The sequence below is a fragment of the Enterobacter sp. E14S genome, assembly GCF_055666685.1.
In genome coordinates this window covers 462,330-482,136 of record NZ_JBVODQ010000001.1, presented here as the reverse complement: position 1 = coordinate 482,136, position 19,807 = coordinate 462,330, and the positions used below count along the sequence as shown (strand labels likewise).

The following is a 19,807-nucleotide window of genomic DNA, read 5'->3' as shown; positions in this document are numbered from 1 at the left end:
ACACTGGCACACGGAGCACCTGATGGTCACTACACACGTTTTTATCGCGGTTAGTCTTGATGGCTACATCGCCCGACAGAATGACGATATCGACTGGCTGCTGCAGCGCGATGATCCCACAGAAGATCATGGCTATGAGGCGTTCATCGTGGACAAAGAGTGGATCGTGATGGGCCGGGGTAGCTACGAGAAGGTACTGACCTTTGACGCATGGCCTTATGAACGGCCCGTGCTGGTGCTCTCCCGACAGCTGGCCGGTACGCCCGTGCCGGAGGCGCTGAAGGGAAAAGTGCAGTTCTCTTGCCGCACGCCAAAGGAGGTGCTGGACGATCTCGCTGCGCAGAACGTTCATCGGGTCTATCTCGATGGCGGACAGGTGATCCAGTCGTTCCTGCGCGAAGGGCTGGTGGCCGATATGGTGATCACGACCGTTCCTGTCCTGCTCGGAGCGGGAAAACCGCTGTTCGGAACCCTTCCTCAGGATATCGATTTAACGCTTGTATCAAGCCGCAGTTTCCCTTCGGGTCTGGTGCAGTCACATTATCGGCTGATGCCATAAAACCATCGCGACGGCCTGCGCAAAAAAAAACCGCCAATAACTGGCGGTAAATGCTTGCATGGATAGATTTGTGTTTTGGTCTCTACGTTCCGACACTCCGTGGCCGGGCTGCGGATCCCTTACAACCTAACACCTGTTGTCTTAACGAACGCTAAACAACCTTATTAACCTGCATGGGTATTGATCTGCAAATAACGCATAAGCCCCTGCTCAGCGCTCTGTTTTGCGTCGTCATTAAGGGCTTCAAGATAAAAGGAGCGAGCGACACCATAAGGTGCTTTTTCAGAGGGATACACCGCAAACTGGAATGTTTTTCCTCTTGCCTGATGAGTACAATCTAATTCCCAGCGTCGATCGTTTATTTTTTTGCTGGAGCAGGCAACTCCACCATAATCGCTGGTTAAATAGGAACCCACGCGAATTTCCGCAGAACGAATATATTCTGGTTCGTCATTACCTGCATAACGAATCCCTGCAGCGGCCACAACAGCAACCGCCAGAAGCGCAAGCGCTATTATTTTTTCATTTATAAATGACCTGTTCCTTAGCCCAAGATATCTATTATATAAGATTAATCCTTAATGCAAATATCCAATTGTGGTCCAGAAATGGAGCTTTACAAACATTCAGATGAATTTTAAGAAATGTCTTAACCGCTATTCCGAAACCACATTATTTGACATTTACTTTGCGCTAATTTTAATTTTTGAATAATAACCCTAAAAAATAATCGACATGATTATCCCGCATTCTTTTTTAGCGGTGAATCCATGATTAAAAAAGGGTTATCTTTCGTCATGCTTATCTGTGCGCTGTTTTCCGGCCAGCTTATGGCCGGGCACAAAGGACACGAATATTTATGGGTCAAGAATGTGGCGCATCAGCTTCGTCATGAAGCCGACAGCGATGAGTTGCGAAGCGCTGCGGAAGAGTCGGCGGAGGGTTTGCGCGAACACCACCTGTGGCAGAAGTCGCGCAAACCGGACACGCACGTTCGATAATTAGCTGCCCTTGCGTTTCGGCAGCGTTTTCATCAGATCGTCCGGACTGACGGACGCCACGATGCTGCCGGGCTGCGGCATTTTGAAGATGTGGTTTTTCATCTTACCAATCACATGCATTTCGCAAGGACGGCAGTCGAACTTGAGGGTCAGAACCTCATCGCCGTTTACCAGCTGCATGGGGGTGGCCTTCCAGCTCTTAATGTTCCCTTTCGCCTGCTTAGGACACAGGTTAAACGCAAAGCGCAGGCAGTGCTTGGTGATCATCACCGGCACATCGCCCTTCTCTTCATGCGCTTCATAGGCTGCGTCGATCAGCTGCACGCCGTGGCGATGATAGAATTCACGCGCTTTATGGTTGTAGACGTTGGCGAGGAAGGATAAATGGGTGTCCGGGTAGACTGGCGCAGGTACGGTTTCCGCTTTACGGCTTCCGCGCGGATACTGCGCCAGGCGCGCGGCATCCAGCATCTCTGCCGTTTCACGGCGGAACTGGTTAAGCAGGCTGTTTGGCACGAACAGCGCGTCCGGCAGCGCCACGTCGATCGCGCGCGCGTAGTAGATCGTCTGGCCCAGCTTCGCCACGCCGTCCTTAAGGCTGTTAAGCGCTTTTTCGGCGTTGTTTGCTACCTCGAAATGACCATCGAGCGTATGCGTCACGCTGATGCCGTCTTCACAGGTCATGGTCAGAATCAGCTGCTCTTCCCAGCCGCCCAGCTCAATATCCACGGCGATACGGCGCTCGCTGGAGGTTTTAAGCAGCGCCTGCTGCCAGTTATGATCCAGGTTACGGTTAAGGGCCGCGTTCGGCCGCGCCTTGTAGAGATCGGCGGGCATTTCATTCGGCCAGACGCGGTAGCGGTTCTCGCCGGTTTTCTCGACCGTATTGGCACGGAAGCCTACGACCTCACGCTTAATCATCACGTTAAGGCCATCGCCGTTCGCCAGCGGTTCCGTCACTTCGACATCAAGGTGATCCTTCGCCACTTTCAGCACTTCACCCACCGGTAAACCGATGAACTTCGGTGAGTCAAACGCGCCGATATCCCCTTTACGGGCATTCACAAAATAGTCCGTGCTGCCGCGGTGGAACGTTTTGTCCGTCGACGGAATAAAGAAATGCTCGGTGCGGCCGGCCGACGCGCGCGCCAGGTCGCCGCGATCGTCGATGATGGCGTCGAGCATCTGGCGATAGTGCGCGGTGATGTTCTTTACGTAGCTCATATCTTTGTAGCGCCCTTCAATCTTGAAGGAACGCACGCCCGCGTCGATCAGCGCGCCCAGGTTAGCCGTCTGATCGTTATCCTTCATGGAGAGCAGGTGTTTTTCGAACGCCACGACGCGGCCCCGATCGTCTTTCAGGGTATACGGCAGACGGCAGGCCTGAGAGCAGTCGCCGCGGTTGGCGCTGCGGCCGGTCTGGGCGTGGGAAATGTTGCACTGGCCGGAATAGGCCACGCACAGCGCGCCGTGGATAAAGAATTCAATCGTCGCGTCTGTCGCCTGGTGAATATCGCGGATCTGATTCAGGTTCAGCTCGCGCGCCAGAACGATCTGTGAAAAGCCGACGTCGGAGAGAAACTTCGCCTTCTCGACCGTGCGGATATCGCACTGGGTACTGGCGTGCAGTTCAATGGGCGGAATATCCAGCTCAAGCACGCCCATGTCCTGAACGATCAGGGCATCAACCCCGGCCTGGTAGAGATCGGTAATCAGACGTTGCGCAGGCTCAAGCTCATCATCATGCAGAATGGTGTTCAGGGTCACGAACACTTTCGCCCCGAAGCGGTGGGCGAACGGCACCAGTTCAGCAATATCGCTCAGGCTGTTGCTGGCGTTATGGCGGGCACCGAAGCCAGGGCCGCCAATGTAGACGGCATCAGCACCATGAAGGATCGCTTCACGGGCAATGGCGGCGTCGCGGGCCGGGCTTAAAAGTTCAAGATGATGGGATTGCAGGCGCATACTTCGTCGTTATCCGTTATGGTCAAAATGGCGGCTATTGTAGTCAGAAGTATGCGTGAGCGAAACAGTTTTGCGTAGCGTCAGCGGGGATAATGAATCAGGGAGTGAAAATGCACCGTCCGGTCGCTGCTGTTGCGGTAGGCGTGCGGTTTATCGCCGGCGAAACGGACGCCCGAATCGGCAGAAATCGTCTGCCAGGTGCCCTCAATCTTCATATCCAGCTCGCCGCTGACCACCACCACATGTTCAATCACCCCGGCCTCGTGCGGCGTGGATTCACTCAGCGCGCCGGGTGCCAGGGTAATGGAGAAATAATCAAACCCGAGCGTCTCGTCCCACGGAAAGAGCGGTTTGACCACCATCGCCTGCTGCTGCGGGTCAAACACCGCCTGCCGGTCCGCCTCTGGCGTGATGAACGCGGAAAACGGCACGTTCAGCCCGGTGGCTATTTTCCACAGCGTCGACACCGTCGGGCTGGATTCATTGCGCTCGATTTGCCCCAGCATCGCTTTTGACACGCCGGTCTCGTCCGCGAGCTTCGATAAACTCCAGCCGCGCGCCTGGCGCAGCGTTTTCAGCGTTGTTGCAAGGTGTAGTGTGATGTCCATAGTCCCTCCTGATGGCGATCAGCATACCACTTGTACGCTATAGCGCACAGTGTTACCTTATATCGGACGTTATAACGCACAACGGAGTTTTCATGCGCCCTTCCTCTCACCTTGTTCCAGTCGCCCTGGCTGGATTTGTCGCCGTACTGGTCGGTTACGCCAGCTCGGCCGCCATCATCTGGCAGGCTGCCGCGGCGGCTGGTGCCAGCGCACAGCAGATCGCAGGCTGGATGACCGCGCTGGGGATCGGGATGGGGGTCAGCACGCTGGCGCTTTCCTGGTGGTACAAAGCGCCGGTGCTAACCGCCTGGTCGACGCCCGGCGCGGCGCTGCTCGCCACCAGTCTGCACGGCGTGACGCTGTCGGAAACGATCGGCGTGTTCATCTTTGCTAACGCGCTCATTTTACTTTGCGGCATCACCGGGCTCTTCGCCCGTCTGATGAGGCTGATCCCCCATTCGCTTGCCGCCGCCATGCTGGCAGGCGTGTTGCTGCAGTTTGGCCTGCACGCGTTTGCGCACCTTGAGGGTCACTTTCTGCTGTGCGGCAGCATGATTGCGGCGTGGCTGATCGCAAAAGCGCTGGCACCGCGCTACGCCATCGTGGTCACGCTGCTGGTCGGCGGTATCGTGGCATGGGCGGGCGGTGACGTTGTCACTGATAAGCTCACGCTCTCGCTTGTGATGCCCGAGATTATTGCGCCCACGTTCACCTTCACCAGCCTGGTGAGTATTGGCGTGCCCTTCTTCCTGGTGACTATGGCCTCACAAAACGCGCCGGGGTTCGCCACGATGAAGGCTTCCGGTTACCCGCTGGCGGTCTCGCCGCTCATCATCGTTACGGGAGCGCTGGCGCTGCTGTTTTCCCCTTTTGGCGTCTTTTCTATCTGTATCGCGGCCATTACTGCCGCTATTTGTCAAAGCCCGGATGCGCATCCGGATGCCGATAAACGCTGGCTGGCGGCCATCGCAGCCGGAGGATTTTATCTGCTGGCGGGGATTTTCGGCGGTTCGATTACCGGGCTGATGGCCGCTCTGCCGCTCAGCTGGATCCAGACGCTCGCCGGTCTGGCGCTGCTGGGCACCATCAGCGGGAGTTTATATCAGGCACTGAGCCACGAGGCGGAGCGCGACGCGGCCATCGTCACGTTCCTGATGACCGCGAGCGGCGTCACGATCCTCGGGATCGGTTCGGCATTCTGGGGGCTGGTGCTGGGCGGCGTGTGCTATGCGCTGTTTTCACGCGCTCGCCGCGCGTAGCTGCGAAGGCGTCATGCCCGTCGCGCTGCGAAAGCGGTTGCTGAAGTGGCTGGCGGAGTTAAACCCACAGGCAAGGGCGATGTCAGTTAGCGGCGTCGCCGTGTTCTGCACAAGGGCCTTCGCTTTTTCCATTCGTCTCTGCATCACATACTGATGCGGCGCCAGCCCCGTCGACTGGCGGAACATGCGGGCAAAATGGTATTCGCTGAGGGCGGCCTGCGCCGCCAGTTCAGCCAGCGTCAGAGGTTGCCCGAGGTTCTCTTCGATAAAGGCCAGCACGTTACGCAGCACGAATGGCGATAGCCCGCCGGTGACGACCGGCAGCTTCCACTGAACGTTTGAGTAGTTTTGCAGCAAATGGGTCAGGAGCAGCGTAGAGGCCGTGCTCAGGGTGAGCTGATTGGCGTGCTGCTGCCAGTCGCAGCCGAGCAAAAACTGGCGATACAGCGCGGTGATCTTCGGATCGCTACCAAAAATGCGCTCGTCGAGCGTCAGCGAAAGCGGGCGCTTGTCCCAGATCTTTTCCCCCACGTCGCGCAGGTGTTCATCGGTGCAGTAGAGGTGCACAAACGACAGGTCATCACGGATATCCCACGTCGATTCGCTCTCTTTTGGCATCAAACAGAAGCGGTCCGGCCCCCCGCCGTTCTTCCAGCCGCCCGGCGTTTTTTGGTAGCTTTCGTAGCCATCCGCTACGTACAGGCTAAGGGTATGGTGGTTACTTTTTACCGTAATCGTATCGTGCTTGTTGTACCACGCTGCCAGCTGAATGCCCGAATTCAGCGAGACGGTTTCCCGCAGGACCGCATTCTGTTGGCAAAGCGTTTCAAAGGTATCGTAAGCGTGAGACATGACCGTAAGCGCGTGATTGACTGGAATATCAGTCTAAGAAGAGTTGTCTCCCGTTGCCAGCCCCCGGGAAAGAAAAAAGCGCAAGATTTTGCAAGTCGACCGCAAGCCGGTGAAAGCCCCTGACCGATCTCGGCGCCATACTGCGGGCTTCCGTGGTTTGAGAAGAGAAAAATATGAACGCATTATTATACGGACTGGTGGTGGTCATCTGGGGAACCACCTGGATTGCGATTTTCCTGCAGCAGGGTCCCGTAGCGGCGCCCGTCTCTATTTTCTGGCGTTTCGCCGTCGCCAGCCTCACGATGATGGTGGTGTTAATCGCCCTGCGCCGCTTGCGCAAGCTGGCGCTGCGGGATCACCTTTTTTGTATCCTCCAGGGATGCTGCGTTTTCTGCTTTAACTTCTGGTGTTTTTACGCCGCAGCCTCGCACATCAACACCGGGCTGGAATCGGTGATCTTCTCCATGGCCGTGCTCTATAACGCCATTAACAGCTTTATTTTCTTCGGGCAGCGCCCGCCCGCGCGTTTCTGGACGGCGGCGGCACTGGGCCTGACTGGGATCGTCACCCTCTTCTGGGACGATCTGCTGGCCAGCGGCTGGAGCGCGTCGCTCCTGACCGGGATTGGTCTTTCCGCGCTCGGCACCTACGGCTTCTCGCTGGGCAACATGATCAGCATGCGTCACCAGCGCAGAGGACTTGAAACCATGACCACCAACGCCTGGGCGATGCTCTACGGTACGCTGGTGATGGGCTGCATTGCCCTGTTCAGAGGCGACAGCTTCGCGCCAGAGTGGACCGTTAGCTACATTGGCGCGCTGCTCTATCTGGCTGTATTTGGTTCGGTGATTGCCTTTGGCGCCTACTTCACGCTGGTGGGGCGCATTGGTCCGGGCAAAGCGGCCTACAGTACGCTGCTCTTCCCGCTGGTGGCGCTGTCCATCTCTACGGTGTATGAAGGCTACGTCTGGCATATCAACGGTATCGTGGGGTTATTGCTGATTCTGGGGGGAAATATGGTGATGTTTACCAAACCAGAAACCTGGTTCAGACGCTTACGAATGGCGTAAATAAAAAGGCCTGCATTACGCAGGCCGTTTTATTTTATTTCGCGGTCTTTTTCACATCAAACATGGTGGCGTCCGTCGCCATGTCATCAACTACCTGCTTCAGCGTCGCAAAGGTCATCGGCGTACTTTCGTTGTTCAGATCTTTACCTTCGCCTTTACGCACCACCTTCATGACCGGTTTGTTGGTGGCCGCATCGATCAGTTCGCCTTCAAAGAAGAGATGCGTATCCATGGTGCGATGCCCGGTTGCCATCTGCGTACCTGCTACCACCAGCGCGACCGGCACCACTTCATAGAACTGCAGACCTTCTTTCTGCGAACTCACCCCGGTAATTGCACCGCGGAAAATCAGGCTGTGTTTACCCGGCGTGGTCACAACTGGCTTACGGGTACCAATAGCGGTTTTCATTTTGTTATTGGTGTAATTCAACAGCTCATCAAGCGTTTTTTGACCAATTTGAGTGGTCGGTTTAGGCGCAGGATAATAAGTAATCGGCGTCCAGAGAATACTGTCGTAATTAGCTTCGTTATAAGAAGGATCAACCCAACGCAACGTTGGTTTACCCGTCGCAGACGTCGTCTGCTGCAAGCCTGAATAGTCTTTTAAAAAGCCAGAATATTGTTCGGGAGCCGCGACTTTTGAAGAACAGCCCGCCAACGCCAACAGACCAGTAAGCACTGCAACTTTAAAAAAAGTTTGAGTACGCATGATAGTTTTCCATGTTATCTGCAAGTATGCATTTGAAGTTATAGCAAAAGACCGGCGGGTTTGTTGTGACAAAAAATGATGCGGAGAGCACAAATTGCGAAATGACTGCCCGGAAGCGTGCCGGGCAGTGAAAAATTACTGATTTATATCCAGTTGCCAGAACAGATGTTTGCCAAACGGGTCAATTTCATAGCCCGTCACCTCCTTGCGCACCGGTTCGAAAATGGTTGAATGCGCAATCATCACCGCCGGCATTTGATCATGCATCATTTGCTGAGCCTCTTTATACAACGCCACGCGTTTATCGCGATCGGTGGTTGATTTTGCTTCCACAATAATGTTATCGAAGGGCTTATAGCACCATTTCGCCGAATTTGAGCCACCGTTTGCCGAGGTACAGGTAAATAGCGGACCAAAGAAGTTGTCGGGATCGCCCGTTGCGGTCGTCCAGCCCATCAGCGCGGCCTGGTGTTCCCCGCCCTTCACGCGCTTAAGGTATTCGCCCCACTCGTAGGTGACGATTTTGGTCTGTACGCCGATTTTCGCCCAGTCGGCCTGAATCATCTCCGCCATGCGTTTCGCATTCGGATTATACGGACGCTGCACCGGCATCGCCCACAGGTCGACGCTCACGCCGTTGGCAAAACCGGCCTCTTTCAGCAGCGCTTTCGCCTTTTCAGGATCGTAATCGTAATCCTTAAGCTCGCTGTCTGCGCTCCAGACGCCCGGCGGCAGCAGGTTCTTTGCAGCGGTGCCGGTGCCGTGGAAAACCGCATCAATAATGGCCGGTTTATTGATGGCCATCGCCAGCGCCTGACGGACTTTTACGTTATCCAGCGGCGGCTTTTGGGTATTGAACGCCAGAAAACCGGTATTCAGTCCGGCTTTGCTCATCAGGTTGATGTCTTTGTTCGCCTTCATGCGCGGCAGGTCCGCCGGGTTCGGGAACGGCATCACCTGGCATTCGTTCTTCTCAATTTTGGCAAACCGCACGGAGGCATCCGGGGTGATGCTAAACACCAGCCGATCCAGCTTCGATTTCCCCTGCCAGTAGTCGGCAAACGCCGTAAACAGGATCCGCGAATCCTTCTGATACTGCGCCAGCTTAAACGGCCCGGTACCTATAGGCTCCATATCCACCTTTTCCGGCGTGCCCGCTTTGAGCATCGCGTCGGCATATTCCGCGGACAGGATCGAGGCAAAATACCATGCCAGATCGGCGACAAACGGCGCTTCCGGGTGCGCCAGGGTAAAGCGCACGGTGTGGTCATCAACTTTATCAATGCCGGTAATCAGGCTGCCAAACTCCAGACTTTCGAAGTTGGAATAGCTGCCGTTAGAGACGTTGTGATACGGATGATTCACGTCTTTCTGGCGCATAAACGAGAAAATCACGTCGTCGGCGTTAAAGTCGCGGGTCGGCGTGAAGGATTTATTGCTCTGGAATTTAACGCCCTTACGCAGATGGAAAGTATAAACCTTGCCGTCGTCGCTCACCTCCCAGCGCTCCGCCAGGCTTGGCACCAGCTCCGTGGTGCCGGGTTTGAAATCGACCAGCCGGTTATAGACCGGTACGGCGCTGGCGTCCACGCTGGTTCCCGAGGTGTATAGCTGAGGATTAAAGTTTTCCGGCGATCCCTCGGAGCAATACACCAGCGTTTTCGCGGCGACGGTGGAACTGACCGTGAGTGCAGCAAGCGCCAGCGTTATAGTTGTGAGTTTGCTTTTCATCATTTATTCCTGTCTTTTTAATTCGACGGCTAATTAATTCTTTTGCCATTTCATAAATAACATTAAAGTGATGTGGCAAACACCCGAAAAATAAATAAGGAACAAATCACTATGGGCTCGCCGCTTTCCAGACAATTAACGCACCGTTTTTTCCGCTATCTCGCGATCACCAGCCAGAGCGATCCCAAAGTCAAAACCCTGCCCTCAACGCCGGGCCAGCATGACATGGCGCGCGAGCTGGCGCAGGAGCTGGCACAGCTGGGGTTAGACGACATTGTGATTGATGAATTCGCCACGGTGACGGCGGTAAAAAAAGGCAACGTGCCCGGTGCGCCGCGCATCGGCTTTATTACCCATATTGATACGGTCGACGTGGGACTTTCACCGGATATTCATCCACAAATATTAACATTTACCGGTGAAGATCTCTGTCTGAATAAAGAGAAAGACATCTGGCTGCGGGTTAACGAGCACCCTGAAATTCTGGCTTATCCGAATGAGGAGATTATTTTCAGCGACGGAACCAGCGTATTGGGCGCGGATAATAAATCGGCGGTCACGGTCGTCATGACGGTGCTGGAAAACCTCACGGCGGAGCATCGGCATGGGGATATCGTCGTGGCGTTTGTGCCTGACGAAGAGATCGGCCTGAACGGTGCCAAGGCGCTGGATCTTAAGCGCTTCGACGTCGACTTTGCCTGGACCATCGACTGCTGCGAGCTGGGTGAAATTGTTTACGAGAATTTTAATGCGGCCGCCGCGGAGATCCGCTTTACCGGCGTGACGGCGCACCCGATGTCCGCCAAAGGCGTGCTGGTGAATCCCCTGCTGATGGCGACTGATTACATCAGCCATTTTGACCGCCAGCAAACGCCGGAGTGCACCGAGGGACGTGAAGGCTATATCTGGTTTAACGGCATTCAGGCCGGACAGAACGAGGCCGTTCTTAAGGCCAATATCCGCGACTTTGACAAGGACAGCTTTGCCGCGCGCAAGCAGCAGATTGCCGACGTGGCCGCACTGATTGCCGCCCAATATCCGACGGCCAGAGTGGACTATCGCATTGAAGATACTTACAGCAATATCAGCAATGCGATTGGTGAAGACCGGCGCGCTATCGATCTGATGTTCGAGGCGATGGAATCGCTCGGCATCACGCCGAAACCGACGCCGATGCGCGGCGGCACCGACGGCGCGGCGCTCTCGGCAAAAGGGCTACTCACGCCGAACTTCTTCACCGGGGCGCATAACTTCCACTCGAAGTTTGAATTCCTGCCGCTGTCGTCGTTCGAAGCGTCTTACAATACGGCCCTGCAGATCTGCCTGCTGGCCGCCCGTTAAGCGGGCTTGCGCGCCAGCATCGTGGCAAAGCGCAGCCTGATGCGGTTACCGTTTTCATCGGTGCGGTGCAGTTCGCCAACGTCTTCGTTGTATTTGAGCAACTCCCAGCCTTCATAGTAGTTGCTCAGCTCACCGCTCCTGAACGCAAACGGGAAGCCGACGGTGCACGGGTAATCCACCGTGTCCATCGCGGCAACAATCAGGTTGTAGCCGCCAGGCCTGGTGCAGCGCTGCATATTAGCGATAAGACCCGGGATGGTTTTTGCCTCCAGGAACATCAGCACCACGGTGGAGAGAATAAAATCGTACTCGCCGTCAAAACTCAGGTTGTTGAGATCTTTAATCGCCGCGTGGAGGTTATCGATCCCTTCTTCCGCCTTAATGCGCTCGATATTATCGATGCTCATCGGGTTCTTGTCCCACGCGGTGACATCGTGGCCGTTAGCTGCAAGATAGAGGCTGTTACGGCCGTTGCCGCAGCCCAGATCCAGCGTTTTACCGGGCTTCACAATCTCCGCGCTGTACAGCACTTCTGAATGGGTACGGGTTAAGCCATATTTCTCTGTGAAGTAATTCTCATCGACAGTCATTGTTTTCCTGCGTTCTCATAAAGTGAAAGTGCATCCTGGATGCTATTTTAAGGCGTTTACCGTCTGGTTGCCAGCCGCTCGAAAATCGAAAAATTTGCTACGTTTAGTTAAGACGCTTATCAGAGAAATAAAGATGAACAAATATCGCCTCAGCGACGAGACCCGACTCTGGCAATGGAAAAATGGCGAAACCACCCACGCCACCACGCTGCGGCAGATTATCGCCACGGCGGACTTTAACGACGTGACAGTCGGCACGAGAGGCGGCTGGATTGACGATGAGCGCGCCCTCGCGCAGGACGGCGACTGTTGGATCTACGACGAAAACAGCGTGGTGTTCGCCGGTGCAACCGTGTCCGGCAACGCGCGTCTTACCCTGCCGTGCATCGTTAGTCACGATGCGCATATCAGCGGCAGCTGCTGGCTGGACGCGGCAGAAGTCAGCCACGGCGCGCGTATAAGTGACAACGTCACTATTCAGCACTCCTGCGTAAGGGGCGAGTGCCATCTCTACGGCGACGCCCGCATCCTGCACAATAGCGTTATTATTGCCGCCAAAGGGCTAACGCCGGACCATGACCAGATCCTGCAAATCTACGATAAGGCGACCGTCAGCCAGTCGCGCATTGTGCACCAGGCGCAAATCTACGGCGAAGCGATGGTGAATTTTGCCTTTGTTGAGCACCGCGCCGAAATATTCGATAGCGCCATCCTCGAAGGTAACGACTTAAATAACGTCTGGGTCTGCGACTGCGCAAAGGTCTATGGTAACGCCCGCGTGATTGCCGGTTTTGACGAGGATGCCATTCCGACGGTGCGCTACAGCTCTCAGATTGCGGAGAATGCCGTGGTGGAAGGAAACTGCGTCATCAAGCACCACGTTCTGATTGGCGGTCAGGCCTGGCTGCGCGGCGGGCCGATCATGCTGGATGATAAGGTGGTGATTCAGGGACGCGCGCGGATAAGCGGAGATGTGCTCATCGAGCACCGAGTTGAAATCACCGATGATGCGGTCATCGAAGCGTTTAACGGGGAGAGCATTCACCTGCGAGGCGAAAAAGTGATTAACGGCAACCAGCGCATCACCCGCACCCCGCTGCTGGGGGCGCTATAGGGTAGCGGTCTTCCCGTAGATATTCACATCGTCAAAGCGGCCATTCAGGTATTCCGCTTCCCGCAGGCACCCTTCCAGCGTAAAACCGTTGCGCACGGCAACGCTGTTGCTGTGCTGATTCGCCACCCGACACTTAATCACAAAACGGCGGATCTCCCCGCGTTCGACGTAGTAGCGCATAAACGCCTGCAGTGACCGGGAAAGAATGCCCTGCCCCTGATGGCCTTCATCCAGCCAGTAGCCGATGTACCCGGCTTTGTTGGCAGGCTCAATCGTATTGAACGACAGCACGCCGACCAGTTCATCACTCTTGAATATCAAAAACATTTTTGCGTAGCCGCGCTGGTGCAGCATCTGGTTACTTTGCACGTTGCGGCGGGTATCGTCCTCGCTGCCCACGTGCTGCGCCCAGTCAAAGGCGGTTTGCAAAAAGGCTTTGTTTTTGACGACGAGATTATGCAGATCGGCGGTGTAGCGCTCTTCGACGGCGCGAAGCTCGAGAGCGTCAGATACCGGGATAATTTCGGATTTTGCTGCGGTCATTGCCCCTCACCCTAACCCTCTCCCGGAGGGAGAGGGAATCGATCGTTAACGCATTATCCGGTCGTCAACGTAATTACGTTTATCCGGCGCCGGTGGGAAATACTGGTACAGCCAGGTTTCGCTGATGGCATCGCCCTGGCAGCGCAGGAACAGGCGCATATCCACCGGCTCCGTCGAATCCGAGGTTGGGTACCAGTCAAACAGGATGCGATAGCCGTCAAACGGCTCAACGTAGAGGATCTCAACCTGCTTCGCTTCACCGCTGGAGAGCGTAATCACCGGCTCGATGCCTTTTGGCGCAGCGGCCTTCAGGTCGCCACCGACGAAGTCGATAGCAAAGCGACGGGCCCACACTTTCGGGTAATTTTCGCCCGGTGCCCAGCCTTCCGGGAAGCCGCCCATGCCGGTACGGGTGGCGAAGACGTTGGCCAGCGGAGAACGCACTGGCGGCATTGTGCTCCAGTACAGACGATATTTAAAGTCCAGCTCGTCGCCCGCTTTCACCGCTTTTTCCGGCTGCCAGAAGCAGACCACGTTATCCAGCGTTTCGCCGGTGGTCGGGATCTCCATCAGGCCAACCGCGCCTTTACCCCAGTCGTTACGCGGTTCAACCCACAGGCTCGGGCGTTTGTTATACCAGCCCATCACGTCCTGATAGTGCGAGAAATCGCGATCGAGCTGCAGCAGGCCGAACCCCTTCGGGTTTTTGTCCATATAGGCGTTAAACTGCAGCTTCTGCGGGTTGTTCAGCGGACGGCAGATCCACTCCCCGTTGCCGCGCCACATTGCCAGGCGGTCGGAGTCATGAATTTGCGGGTGAATAGTGTCACACATGCGGCGTTCGTTATTGCCGCAGCTGAACATGCTGGTCATCGGCGCGATTCCGAGCTGCTTGATGTCCTTCCGCGCGTAGAGATGGTTTTCCACCTCCATAATCACCTGGCTCTTCTCGCAGTGGATAACGAATTTATAGGCGCCGGTGATGCTCGGGCTGTCCAGCAGCGTATAGACGGTAAAGGTCGTGTCGCCGGGCTTGACGGTTTCAAACCAGAAGGCGGTAAAGTCCGGGAACTCTTCCGGCGTGTCGGTAAAGGTATCGACCGCCAGACCGCGCGCGGAAAGGCCGTACTGGTAGGTGTCATCTACCGCGCGGAAGTAGCTCGCACCCAGGAAGGAGACGATATCGCGACGCGCCAGTTCAGGGGCCTTAAAGGCGCGGAAGCCCGCAAAGCCGAGATCGCTTTGCCCTTCGAGCTGTTTGGTATCCACGCCCGTTTCACCGTAGCTGAACAGCTCCGGACGGAAGTGGATCTCGCGCGCCATAGAGGTCGACTGGTCCAGCGAGAACATCCGCACGCGGCGGCGGAACCCCATCCCCATGTGGAAGAACTGCACGTCCAGCTGACGCCCTTCAATGTTGTTCCACAGTGACTGCTTTTCATCGTAGCGGATGGCGTTGTACGCCTGCGGCGTCATGGTTGCCAGCGTGTCCGGCAGCGGACGCGGCGCGCCACCCCACGGGGTTTTCGCCAGGTCATGCGCCATGGATTGCAGTACGGAGAAGTCGAAACGACGGCTCTGTCCGTCAGCAATGTCAGAGTCGGCAGCGTATGCCGCTTTGGAAAACAGGGAAGCAAGGCCAGATGTGCCGCTCAGGGCTGCCACTGCCAGCGAGCCTTTTAGAAAACGTCTGCGATTCATGCCTGGAAAAACGTCCTTATGGTCGTGTGAATGTGTTTCGCGCTCGGCGAAATGACGGCAAGAAAGAACGCACAGCCTAAACAAAAATGGTTAAGAATCCAATTGTTGGCCGGTGATTATATGAACAAAGTGAGAAATATTTTCTGTCGACCAGAACGGCCCGAAAGTGGTGTAAAAAACAGTAAATACACAAAATCATTCATGCTGGATCAAGGCGGCAAGTCTGAGAATCCCCAGGAGCTTACTTAAGTAAGTGACTGGGGTGAACAGACGTAGCCAACGCAGAGGCAGCTTGAAGGATGAAGTGTATTAAAAATGCCCCGGCGCGACATCGTTCGCCGGGGCTAATGAGGCGGTTATTTTACGCTGACATCGATACCCGGGAAGTACTTATCAGCGAGTTTAGCGATCGTGCCGTCGGCACGTACTTTATCGATCGCGGCATCAAGCTGCTTTTTGGTGGCCTCGTCGCCCTTACGCAACCCAAAACCGATCCCACTGCCGAGGATAGTGTCGTCAGACACCGGTTTGCCGATGAAGCCAAACCCTTTCCCCTGCGGCTTGCTGAGGAAACCTGCCTGCCCGGCCGCGGACATGACCAGCGAGGCGTCGATACGGCCATTCAGCAGATCGCCCCATGCCATATTCTGATCTTTATAAGACACCACGGTGACACCCTGCTTTTCCCAGTGCTCTTTGGCATAGGTTTCCTGGATGGATCCCTGCAGCACGCCGATGGTTTTGCCCTTCAGCCCTTCTGGAGTTGCCTCAACCGCCGTGCCGGCCTTGCCGACCAGCTGCGACGGAATACGGTAGATCGGCTGGGTAAAATCAATGCTCTTGCGGCGCTGCTCGGTGATGTTCATCGCCGAGTTGATGGCGTCAAATTTCTTCGCCACCAGGCCTGGGATCAGCGCATCAAAGGAGGTTTCAACCCAGCTGCACTTCAGCGCTGCCGCTTTGCAGATGGCATTCCCCAGCTCAACGTCAAACCCTTCCAGTTCGCCCGCCGCATTGCGGCTCTCAAACGGCGGATATTCCGCTTCCAGACCGTAACGCAGCTCGGTGGCCGCGAATGAAGAAAAAGTACATAGCAATCCCATGCCGACAACTAACGCGCGTAATTTCATCTCATACTCCTCAGCGTGGTTTAACCCGACACAGGGCCTGGGCACCTGCCCGTAACGTCGCCTCATCTTTCGCAAAAGAGAGACGAATCAATTTATTATCCGTACCGTCCGCATAAAACGCCGACAGCGGAATGGTGGCAACACCGTACTCAACGATCAGCCGTTTCACCAGCTCGCTGTCCCGCTCGTCGCTGAACCGGCTGTAGTCCGCCAGCATAAAGAACGATCCGGCGCTCGGCAGCAGGGTAAACGGCGAATCGGCCAGCAGGCTGTGCAGCAGATCGCGCTTGCGCTGGTAAAACGCCGACAGCGACAGCCAGGTTTGCGGGTCGACCATATGCTCAGCAAACGCGTGCTGCATTGGCGTATCGGCAGAAAACATTAAAAATTGATGCACTTTACAAATCTCGTCCATCAGTACCGCCGGTGCAACACAGTAACCCACGCGCCACCCGGTGACGTGATAGGTTTTTCCGAAAGAGGAAATAATTACGCTGCGCTCCGCCAGCTGCGGGTGCGTGGCCATCCCGTGGTGCGGCTCGCCGTCAAAAACGACGTGTTCGTACACTTCGTCAGACAAAATAATGATGTCGGTATTGCGCGTAAGCGCGCCAGCTGCTGCAGGTCACTGGCGGAGAAGACCTGACCGCTCGGGTTGTGCGGCGTGTTGATGATGATCATGCGCGTGCGCGGGGTGATCGCAGCGCGAACCTCATCCCAGTTGACGGCAAAATCCGGCACGGTGAGCTTGATGGCAATCGGGGTTGCCCCCTGCAGACGGACAATCGGCGCGTAGCTGTCAAAGGACGGCTCAAAGTAGATCACCTCATCGCCCGGATGCACCAGCCCGCTTATTGCCGAATAGAGCCCTTCGCTGGCGCTGGCGGTCACCAGCACCTCGCTGGCAGGGTCGTACTGCGTGCCGTAGAGCGTGGCAATTTTATCGGCAATACGTTCCTTGAGCGGCTGCAGACCGGTCATTGACGCATACTGGTTATGCCCCGCCTCCATTGCGCGGGTGACGCCCGCAATCAGCTTCGGGTCGCAGGAAAAATTCGGTGCGCCCTGAGAAAGGTTAATCGCGTTATGCTGCGCCGAGAGCTGGCCGATAACGGTAAAAATGGTGGTTCCCACATCCGGCAGTTTGGAGCGCGTTTGCACAGGCGTTTGTAAAGTCATCCTCTTTCCCTTCTCATGGACATTGCATAACTATTCAAACAACATCTGTGCTGTCGGGACAATCGAATTGTTGTCATAATAGCCATGAGAAAAATGCATAGCTGAGGTGTTCTCTATGTCACGCCGTTCGCTCCCCCTTAATGCCATCGACGCATTTTTAGTCACCGCGCGTCACCTCAATCTTACCCATGCCGCGGCGGAACTGTGTCTGACGCAGGGGGCCGTGAGCCGTAAGATTGCCTCCCTTGAGGCGTGGTTTGGCTTTCCGCTATTTGAGCGCCACGCGCGCGGGCTGCGCCTCTCACCGCAGGGCAGCGCCCTGCTTCCGGAGCTGCAGTCCGCTTTCGAGCAGCTGCTGTCCGTGGCCGACCAGGCCCGCAGCCAGCACACGGTGATCCGTCTGAAGGCCCCCACCTGCGCCATGCGCTGGCTGGTGCCGCGCCTGCTGGAGGTGGAGCGCGAGCATCCGGATCTGCAGATCGCGCTGACCACCACCACCGATCACAACGTCAATTTCAAAACTGAATCTTACGACGCGGCCATTGTGTTCGGCACGCACATGAGCGCAGGCGATCTGCTGTTCGAAGAGGCGCTCACCCCGGTGTTCAGCCCGGTGCGGGCGGGTGCTGCGCTGGGTTCGCTGACGTTTCTGCACCCGACAAGGGATAAGACGGACTGGTCGCTGTGGCTGACGAAACAGGAAGGTCCGGGCTTTGCCATGCACAAAAATCAACACTTCGATACGATGGATCTCGCCATTACGGCCGCCATTCAGGGGCTCGGCGTCGCCATCGCCGACGAAACGCTGGTGGCAGAAGATATTCACGCTGGAAGGCTGGTACGGCCCTATGAGACAAGCATAAAAACCGGCGCAAGCTACCGGCTGGTGCTGCGCGAAACGCCAGGCGAGGAAAATGGACTGGCGGCGTTTCGCGCCTGTTTGCTTAATCGAGGCTGACGTGGTGCTTCATCACCCGCTTGAAGAGGCTCATGCGGGCGCGCATAAAGCGGTTTTCAAGCCTGAAAGCTGCATGTTTATTCACGCCAATGCGTAACAGAACGTCCCGCCCTTTACGGCACGCGGGCCAGTGCGTCGGCCCGGGCAGGATGTCGCGACGACCCGCGTCACGCGCAAAGCTCACCCAGTAATCCGCCACCTGGGCAGCAAACTGCAGATCTCGCTCATTGACGTACTGTCGTGAAGGCTCCACCTGACCGAGCGTATCGAAGACGTAGGGAACTTCGTTGCCGTGCCAGGCGCCGTTGATGTACGTGCCATGTTCCGCCTCTGCGACATAGTCAAACCAGTAACGCCAGCACAACCCACCGACGCGCTGCTGGGCCTGCATCACCACGTAGCCCATCGTGGTAAACGCCATGTCGCGACACACCTGCCTGCCCAGCTCTTCATCGCCTTTGACGCCAGGATAGAGCAGCTTAATCAGCCCCAGTCCGAAGCGGCGCTCCCGGCGAAGCTTCTGAATTTGTCCGGCGAGATCGATGCCAAACACCGCCATCACGCTGGCTTCATCGCTGTTGGAGCCAATCATTACCGGCACCGGATGCTGACGGGCAGCGAAAAAGACGTCCAGCATGGCTTCCGGCAGAACACAATCTCCAGCGATAGGCGCCGGGGCGACGTTCAGCGGCGCGGTGAGCGGCCAGAACGCCTCGGGCGGAATGGCGCGCAGCTGCCCGGCGGTCGCATTTTCCAGCCCGAAATGGGCGGCCAGCGCTTCCCCTTTTTGCAGCGCCTGCTCGCGCGGCGTGTCCGGCAAGGTGTATCCGCTTTGCACAATCGCCTTGTGGAATAATCCTGCTGCCAGCGGAGAGGCCAGCAGCGAGAGCACGCTGCGCGCGCCAGCGGATTCGCCAAACAGGGTCACATTGGCGGGATCGCCGCCAAACCCGGCGATGTTCTCCCGCACCCATTCGAGCGCGGCGATCTGATCCAGCAGGGCAAAATTATGCACCGCGCGCCCTTCCTCGCCTTCCAGCGCGGGATGGGCGAAAAAGCCGAGATGGCCGAGACGGTAGTTAATCGTGACCACAACCACGCCGCGCGTGGCCAGCCCTTTGCCGTTATACGGCGGTAAGCCACCAGCACCAATCGTAAACCCGCCTCCGTGCAGCCAGACCATAACCGGAAGCGGCCCGGCCCGCTCTGCGGGAGACCAGACGTTAAGGTAGAGGCAATCTTCGGAAAACTGGCCCGGATCGCCGCCGCCGAGCTCGTGACAATACTCGCTGCTTTGCCAGCTTGAGGGCGAGAATGCCGTGGCCTCGCGCAGCCCATCCCAGCGTTCAGGCGGCCGGGGCGAGCGCCAGCGCCACTCCCCCACGGGCGGCGCGGCGTAGGGAATACCGCACCAGACGTGGACGTTTTCGTCGGTTAAACCAGACAGTGCGCCCTGGCGCGTTTCAACCACAGGGGCGGAAGGATTTTGCATAACGA

The 19,807-nt window shown here is 56.5% G+C and carries 18 protein-coding genes and 1 pseudogene; 7 read left to right on the top strand and 12 right to left on the bottom strand.

Translation table 11 applies throughout. The annotated features are described in order from the left end of the window. Positions 1-22: 22 nt before the first annotated feature. Positions 23-559 carry a dihydrofolate reductase family protein gene (locus ACZ6J2_RS02295; protein ID WP_471724664.1) on the top strand — a complete coding sequence of 179 codons (537 nt, stop codon included), beginning with the start codon at positions 23-25 and terminating at the stop codon, positions 557-559. Between the two features lie 164 nt (positions 560-723). On the opposite strand, the gene ACZ6J2_RS02290 is transcribed toward ACZ6J2_RS02295, so the two are convergent. After that, complete coding sequence (locus tag ACZ6J2_RS02290; protein WP_252055225.1) at positions 724-1,044, bottom strand: hypothetical protein; 321 nt, start codon at positions 1,042-1,044, stop codon at positions 724-726. Between the two features lie 285 nt (positions 1,045-1,329). On the opposite strand from ACZ6J2_RS02290, the gene ACZ6J2_RS02285 reads away from it, so the two are divergent. Further along, positions 1,330-1,560 (top strand): DUF2554 family protein, encoded by a 231-nt coding sequence (locus ACZ6J2_RS02285; protein ID WP_039262502.1) that lies wholly within the window; start codon positions 1,330-1,332, stop codon positions 1,558-1,560. Here the strand turns inward: ACZ6J2_RS02285 and ACZ6J2_RS02280 are convergent, their stop codons facing one another. Both ACZ6J2_RS02280 and ACZ6J2_RS02275 read right to left on the bottom strand, forming a co-directional pair. Next, a complete protein-coding gene (locus ACZ6J2_RS02280; protein WP_471724663.1) occupies positions 1,561-3,525 on the bottom strand; it encodes a peptidase U32 family protein in 1,965 nt (654 codons plus the stop codon). Positions 3,526-3,605: 80 nt separating this feature from the next. Beyond that, the gene (locus tag ACZ6J2_RS02275; protein WP_471724661.1) at positions 3,606-4,133 is read right to left on the bottom strand and encodes a helix-turn-helix domain-containing protein; all 528 of its coding nucleotides are present in this window, start codon (positions 4,131-4,133) and stop codon (positions 3,606-3,608) included. Between the two features lie 92 nt (positions 4,134-4,225). On the opposite strand from ACZ6J2_RS02275, the gene ACZ6J2_RS02270 reads away from it, so the two are divergent. Then, positions 4,226-5,392, top strand: a complete 1,167-nt coding sequence (locus tag ACZ6J2_RS02270) for a benzoate/H(+) symporter BenE family transporter (RefSeq protein ID WP_471724660.1) — start codon at positions 4,226-4,228, stop codon at positions 5,390-5,392. Here the strand turns inward: ACZ6J2_RS02270 and ACZ6J2_RS02265 are convergent. Continuing rightward, a complete protein-coding gene (locus tag ACZ6J2_RS02265) occupies positions 5,372-6,244 on the bottom strand; it encodes a helix-turn-helix transcriptional regulator (protein WP_032657103.1) in 873 nt (290 codons plus the stop codon). The two genes, ACZ6J2_RS02270 and ACZ6J2_RS02265, sit on opposite strands and share 21 nt — an antisense overlap. Before the next feature lie 173 nt (positions 6,245-6,417). Between ACZ6J2_RS02265 and ACZ6J2_RS02260 the strand changes: the two genes are divergently transcribed. Continuing rightward, complete coding sequence (locus tag ACZ6J2_RS02260; protein ID WP_471724659.1) at positions 6,418-7,314, top strand: DMT family transporter; 897 nt, start codon at positions 6,418-6,420, stop codon at positions 7,312-7,314. Between the two features lie 34 nt (positions 7,315-7,348). Here the strand turns inward: ACZ6J2_RS02260 and ACZ6J2_RS02255 are convergent, their stop codons facing one another. Together ACZ6J2_RS02255 and ACZ6J2_RS02250 are read right to left on the bottom strand one after the other, a co-directional pair. Further along, positions 7,349-8,023, bottom strand: a complete 675-nt coding sequence (locus ACZ6J2_RS02255; protein WP_033145514.1) for a DUF3313 domain-containing protein — start codon at positions 8,021-8,023, stop codon at positions 7,349-7,351. A 135-nt stretch (positions 8,024-8,158) separates the two neighbouring features. Then, the gene (locus ACZ6J2_RS02250; protein ID WP_471725053.1) at positions 8,159-9,754 is read right to left on the bottom strand and encodes an ABC transporter substrate-binding protein; all 1,596 of its coding nucleotides are present in this window, start codon (positions 9,752-9,754) and stop codon (positions 8,159-8,161) included. A 111-nt stretch (positions 9,755-9,865) separates the two neighbouring features. Here ACZ6J2_RS02250 and pepT point away from each other — a divergent pair, with 111 nt between their 5' ends. Then, positions 9,866-11,095 (top strand): peptidase T, encoded by a 1,230-nt coding sequence (gene pepT, locus ACZ6J2_RS02245; RefSeq protein WP_249576073.1) that lies wholly within the window; start codon positions 9,866-9,868, stop codon positions 11,093-11,095. Here the strand turns inward: pepT and tehB are convergent. Then, complete coding sequence (tehB, locus tag ACZ6J2_RS02240) at positions 11,092-11,685, bottom strand: tellurite resistance methyltransferase TehB (RefSeq protein WP_127730828.1); 594 nt, start codon at positions 11,683-11,685, stop codon at positions 11,092-11,094. The two genes, pepT and tehB, sit on opposite strands and share 4 nt — an antisense overlap. A gap of 133 nt (positions 11,686-11,818) precedes the next feature. Between tehB and ydcK the strand changes: the two genes are divergently transcribed. Further along, the gene (ydcK, locus tag ACZ6J2_RS02235; protein ID WP_471724658.1) at positions 11,819-12,799 is read left to right on the top strand and encodes a YdcK family protein; all 981 of its coding nucleotides are present in this window, start codon (positions 11,819-11,821) and stop codon (positions 12,797-12,799) included. Here the strand turns inward: ydcK and rimL are convergent. From rimL to ACZ6J2_RS02215, 4 genes and pseudogenes are all read right to left on the bottom strand, one after another. After that, positions 12,794-13,342, bottom strand: coding sequence for a 50S ribosomal protein L7/L12-serine acetyltransferase (gene rimL, locus ACZ6J2_RS02230; RefSeq protein ID WP_471724657.1), 549 nt, complete (start codon positions 13,340-13,342; stop codon positions 12,794-12,796). The genes ydcK and rimL overlap by 6 nt on opposite strands. 45 nt (positions 13,343-13,387) lie before the next feature. Further along, positions 13,388-15,043 (bottom strand): glucan biosynthesis protein, encoded by a 1,656-nt coding sequence (locus tag ACZ6J2_RS02225; protein WP_471724656.1) that lies wholly within the window; start codon positions 15,041-15,043, stop codon positions 13,388-13,390. Positions 15,044-15,399: 356 nt separating this feature from the next. Then, positions 15,400-16,173, bottom strand: coding sequence for a transporter substrate-binding domain-containing protein (locus ACZ6J2_RS02220; RefSeq protein ID WP_025756391.1), 774 nt, complete (start codon positions 16,171-16,173; stop codon positions 15,400-15,402). Between the two features lie 10 nt (positions 16,174-16,183). Beyond that, positions 16,184-17,352 (bottom strand): annotated as a pseudogene (locus ACZ6J2_RS02215) (methionine aminotransferase). A 115-nt stretch (positions 17,353-17,467) separates the two neighbouring features. Between ACZ6J2_RS02215 and ACZ6J2_RS02210 the strand changes: the two are divergent. Then, positions 17,468-18,310 carry a LysR family transcriptional regulator gene (locus ACZ6J2_RS02210; RefSeq protein WP_033145505.1) on the top strand — a complete coding sequence of 281 codons (843 nt, stop codon included), beginning with the start codon at positions 17,468-17,470 and terminating at the stop codon, positions 18,308-18,310. Here ACZ6J2_RS02210 and ACZ6J2_RS02205 read toward each other — a convergent pair. Next, positions 18,297-19,802, bottom strand: coding sequence for a carboxylesterase/lipase family protein (locus ACZ6J2_RS02205; protein ID WP_471724655.1), 1,506 nt, complete (start codon positions 19,800-19,802; stop codon positions 18,297-18,299). The genes ACZ6J2_RS02210 and ACZ6J2_RS02205 overlap by 14 nt on opposite strands. Positions 19,803-19,807 lie beyond the last annotated feature (5 nt).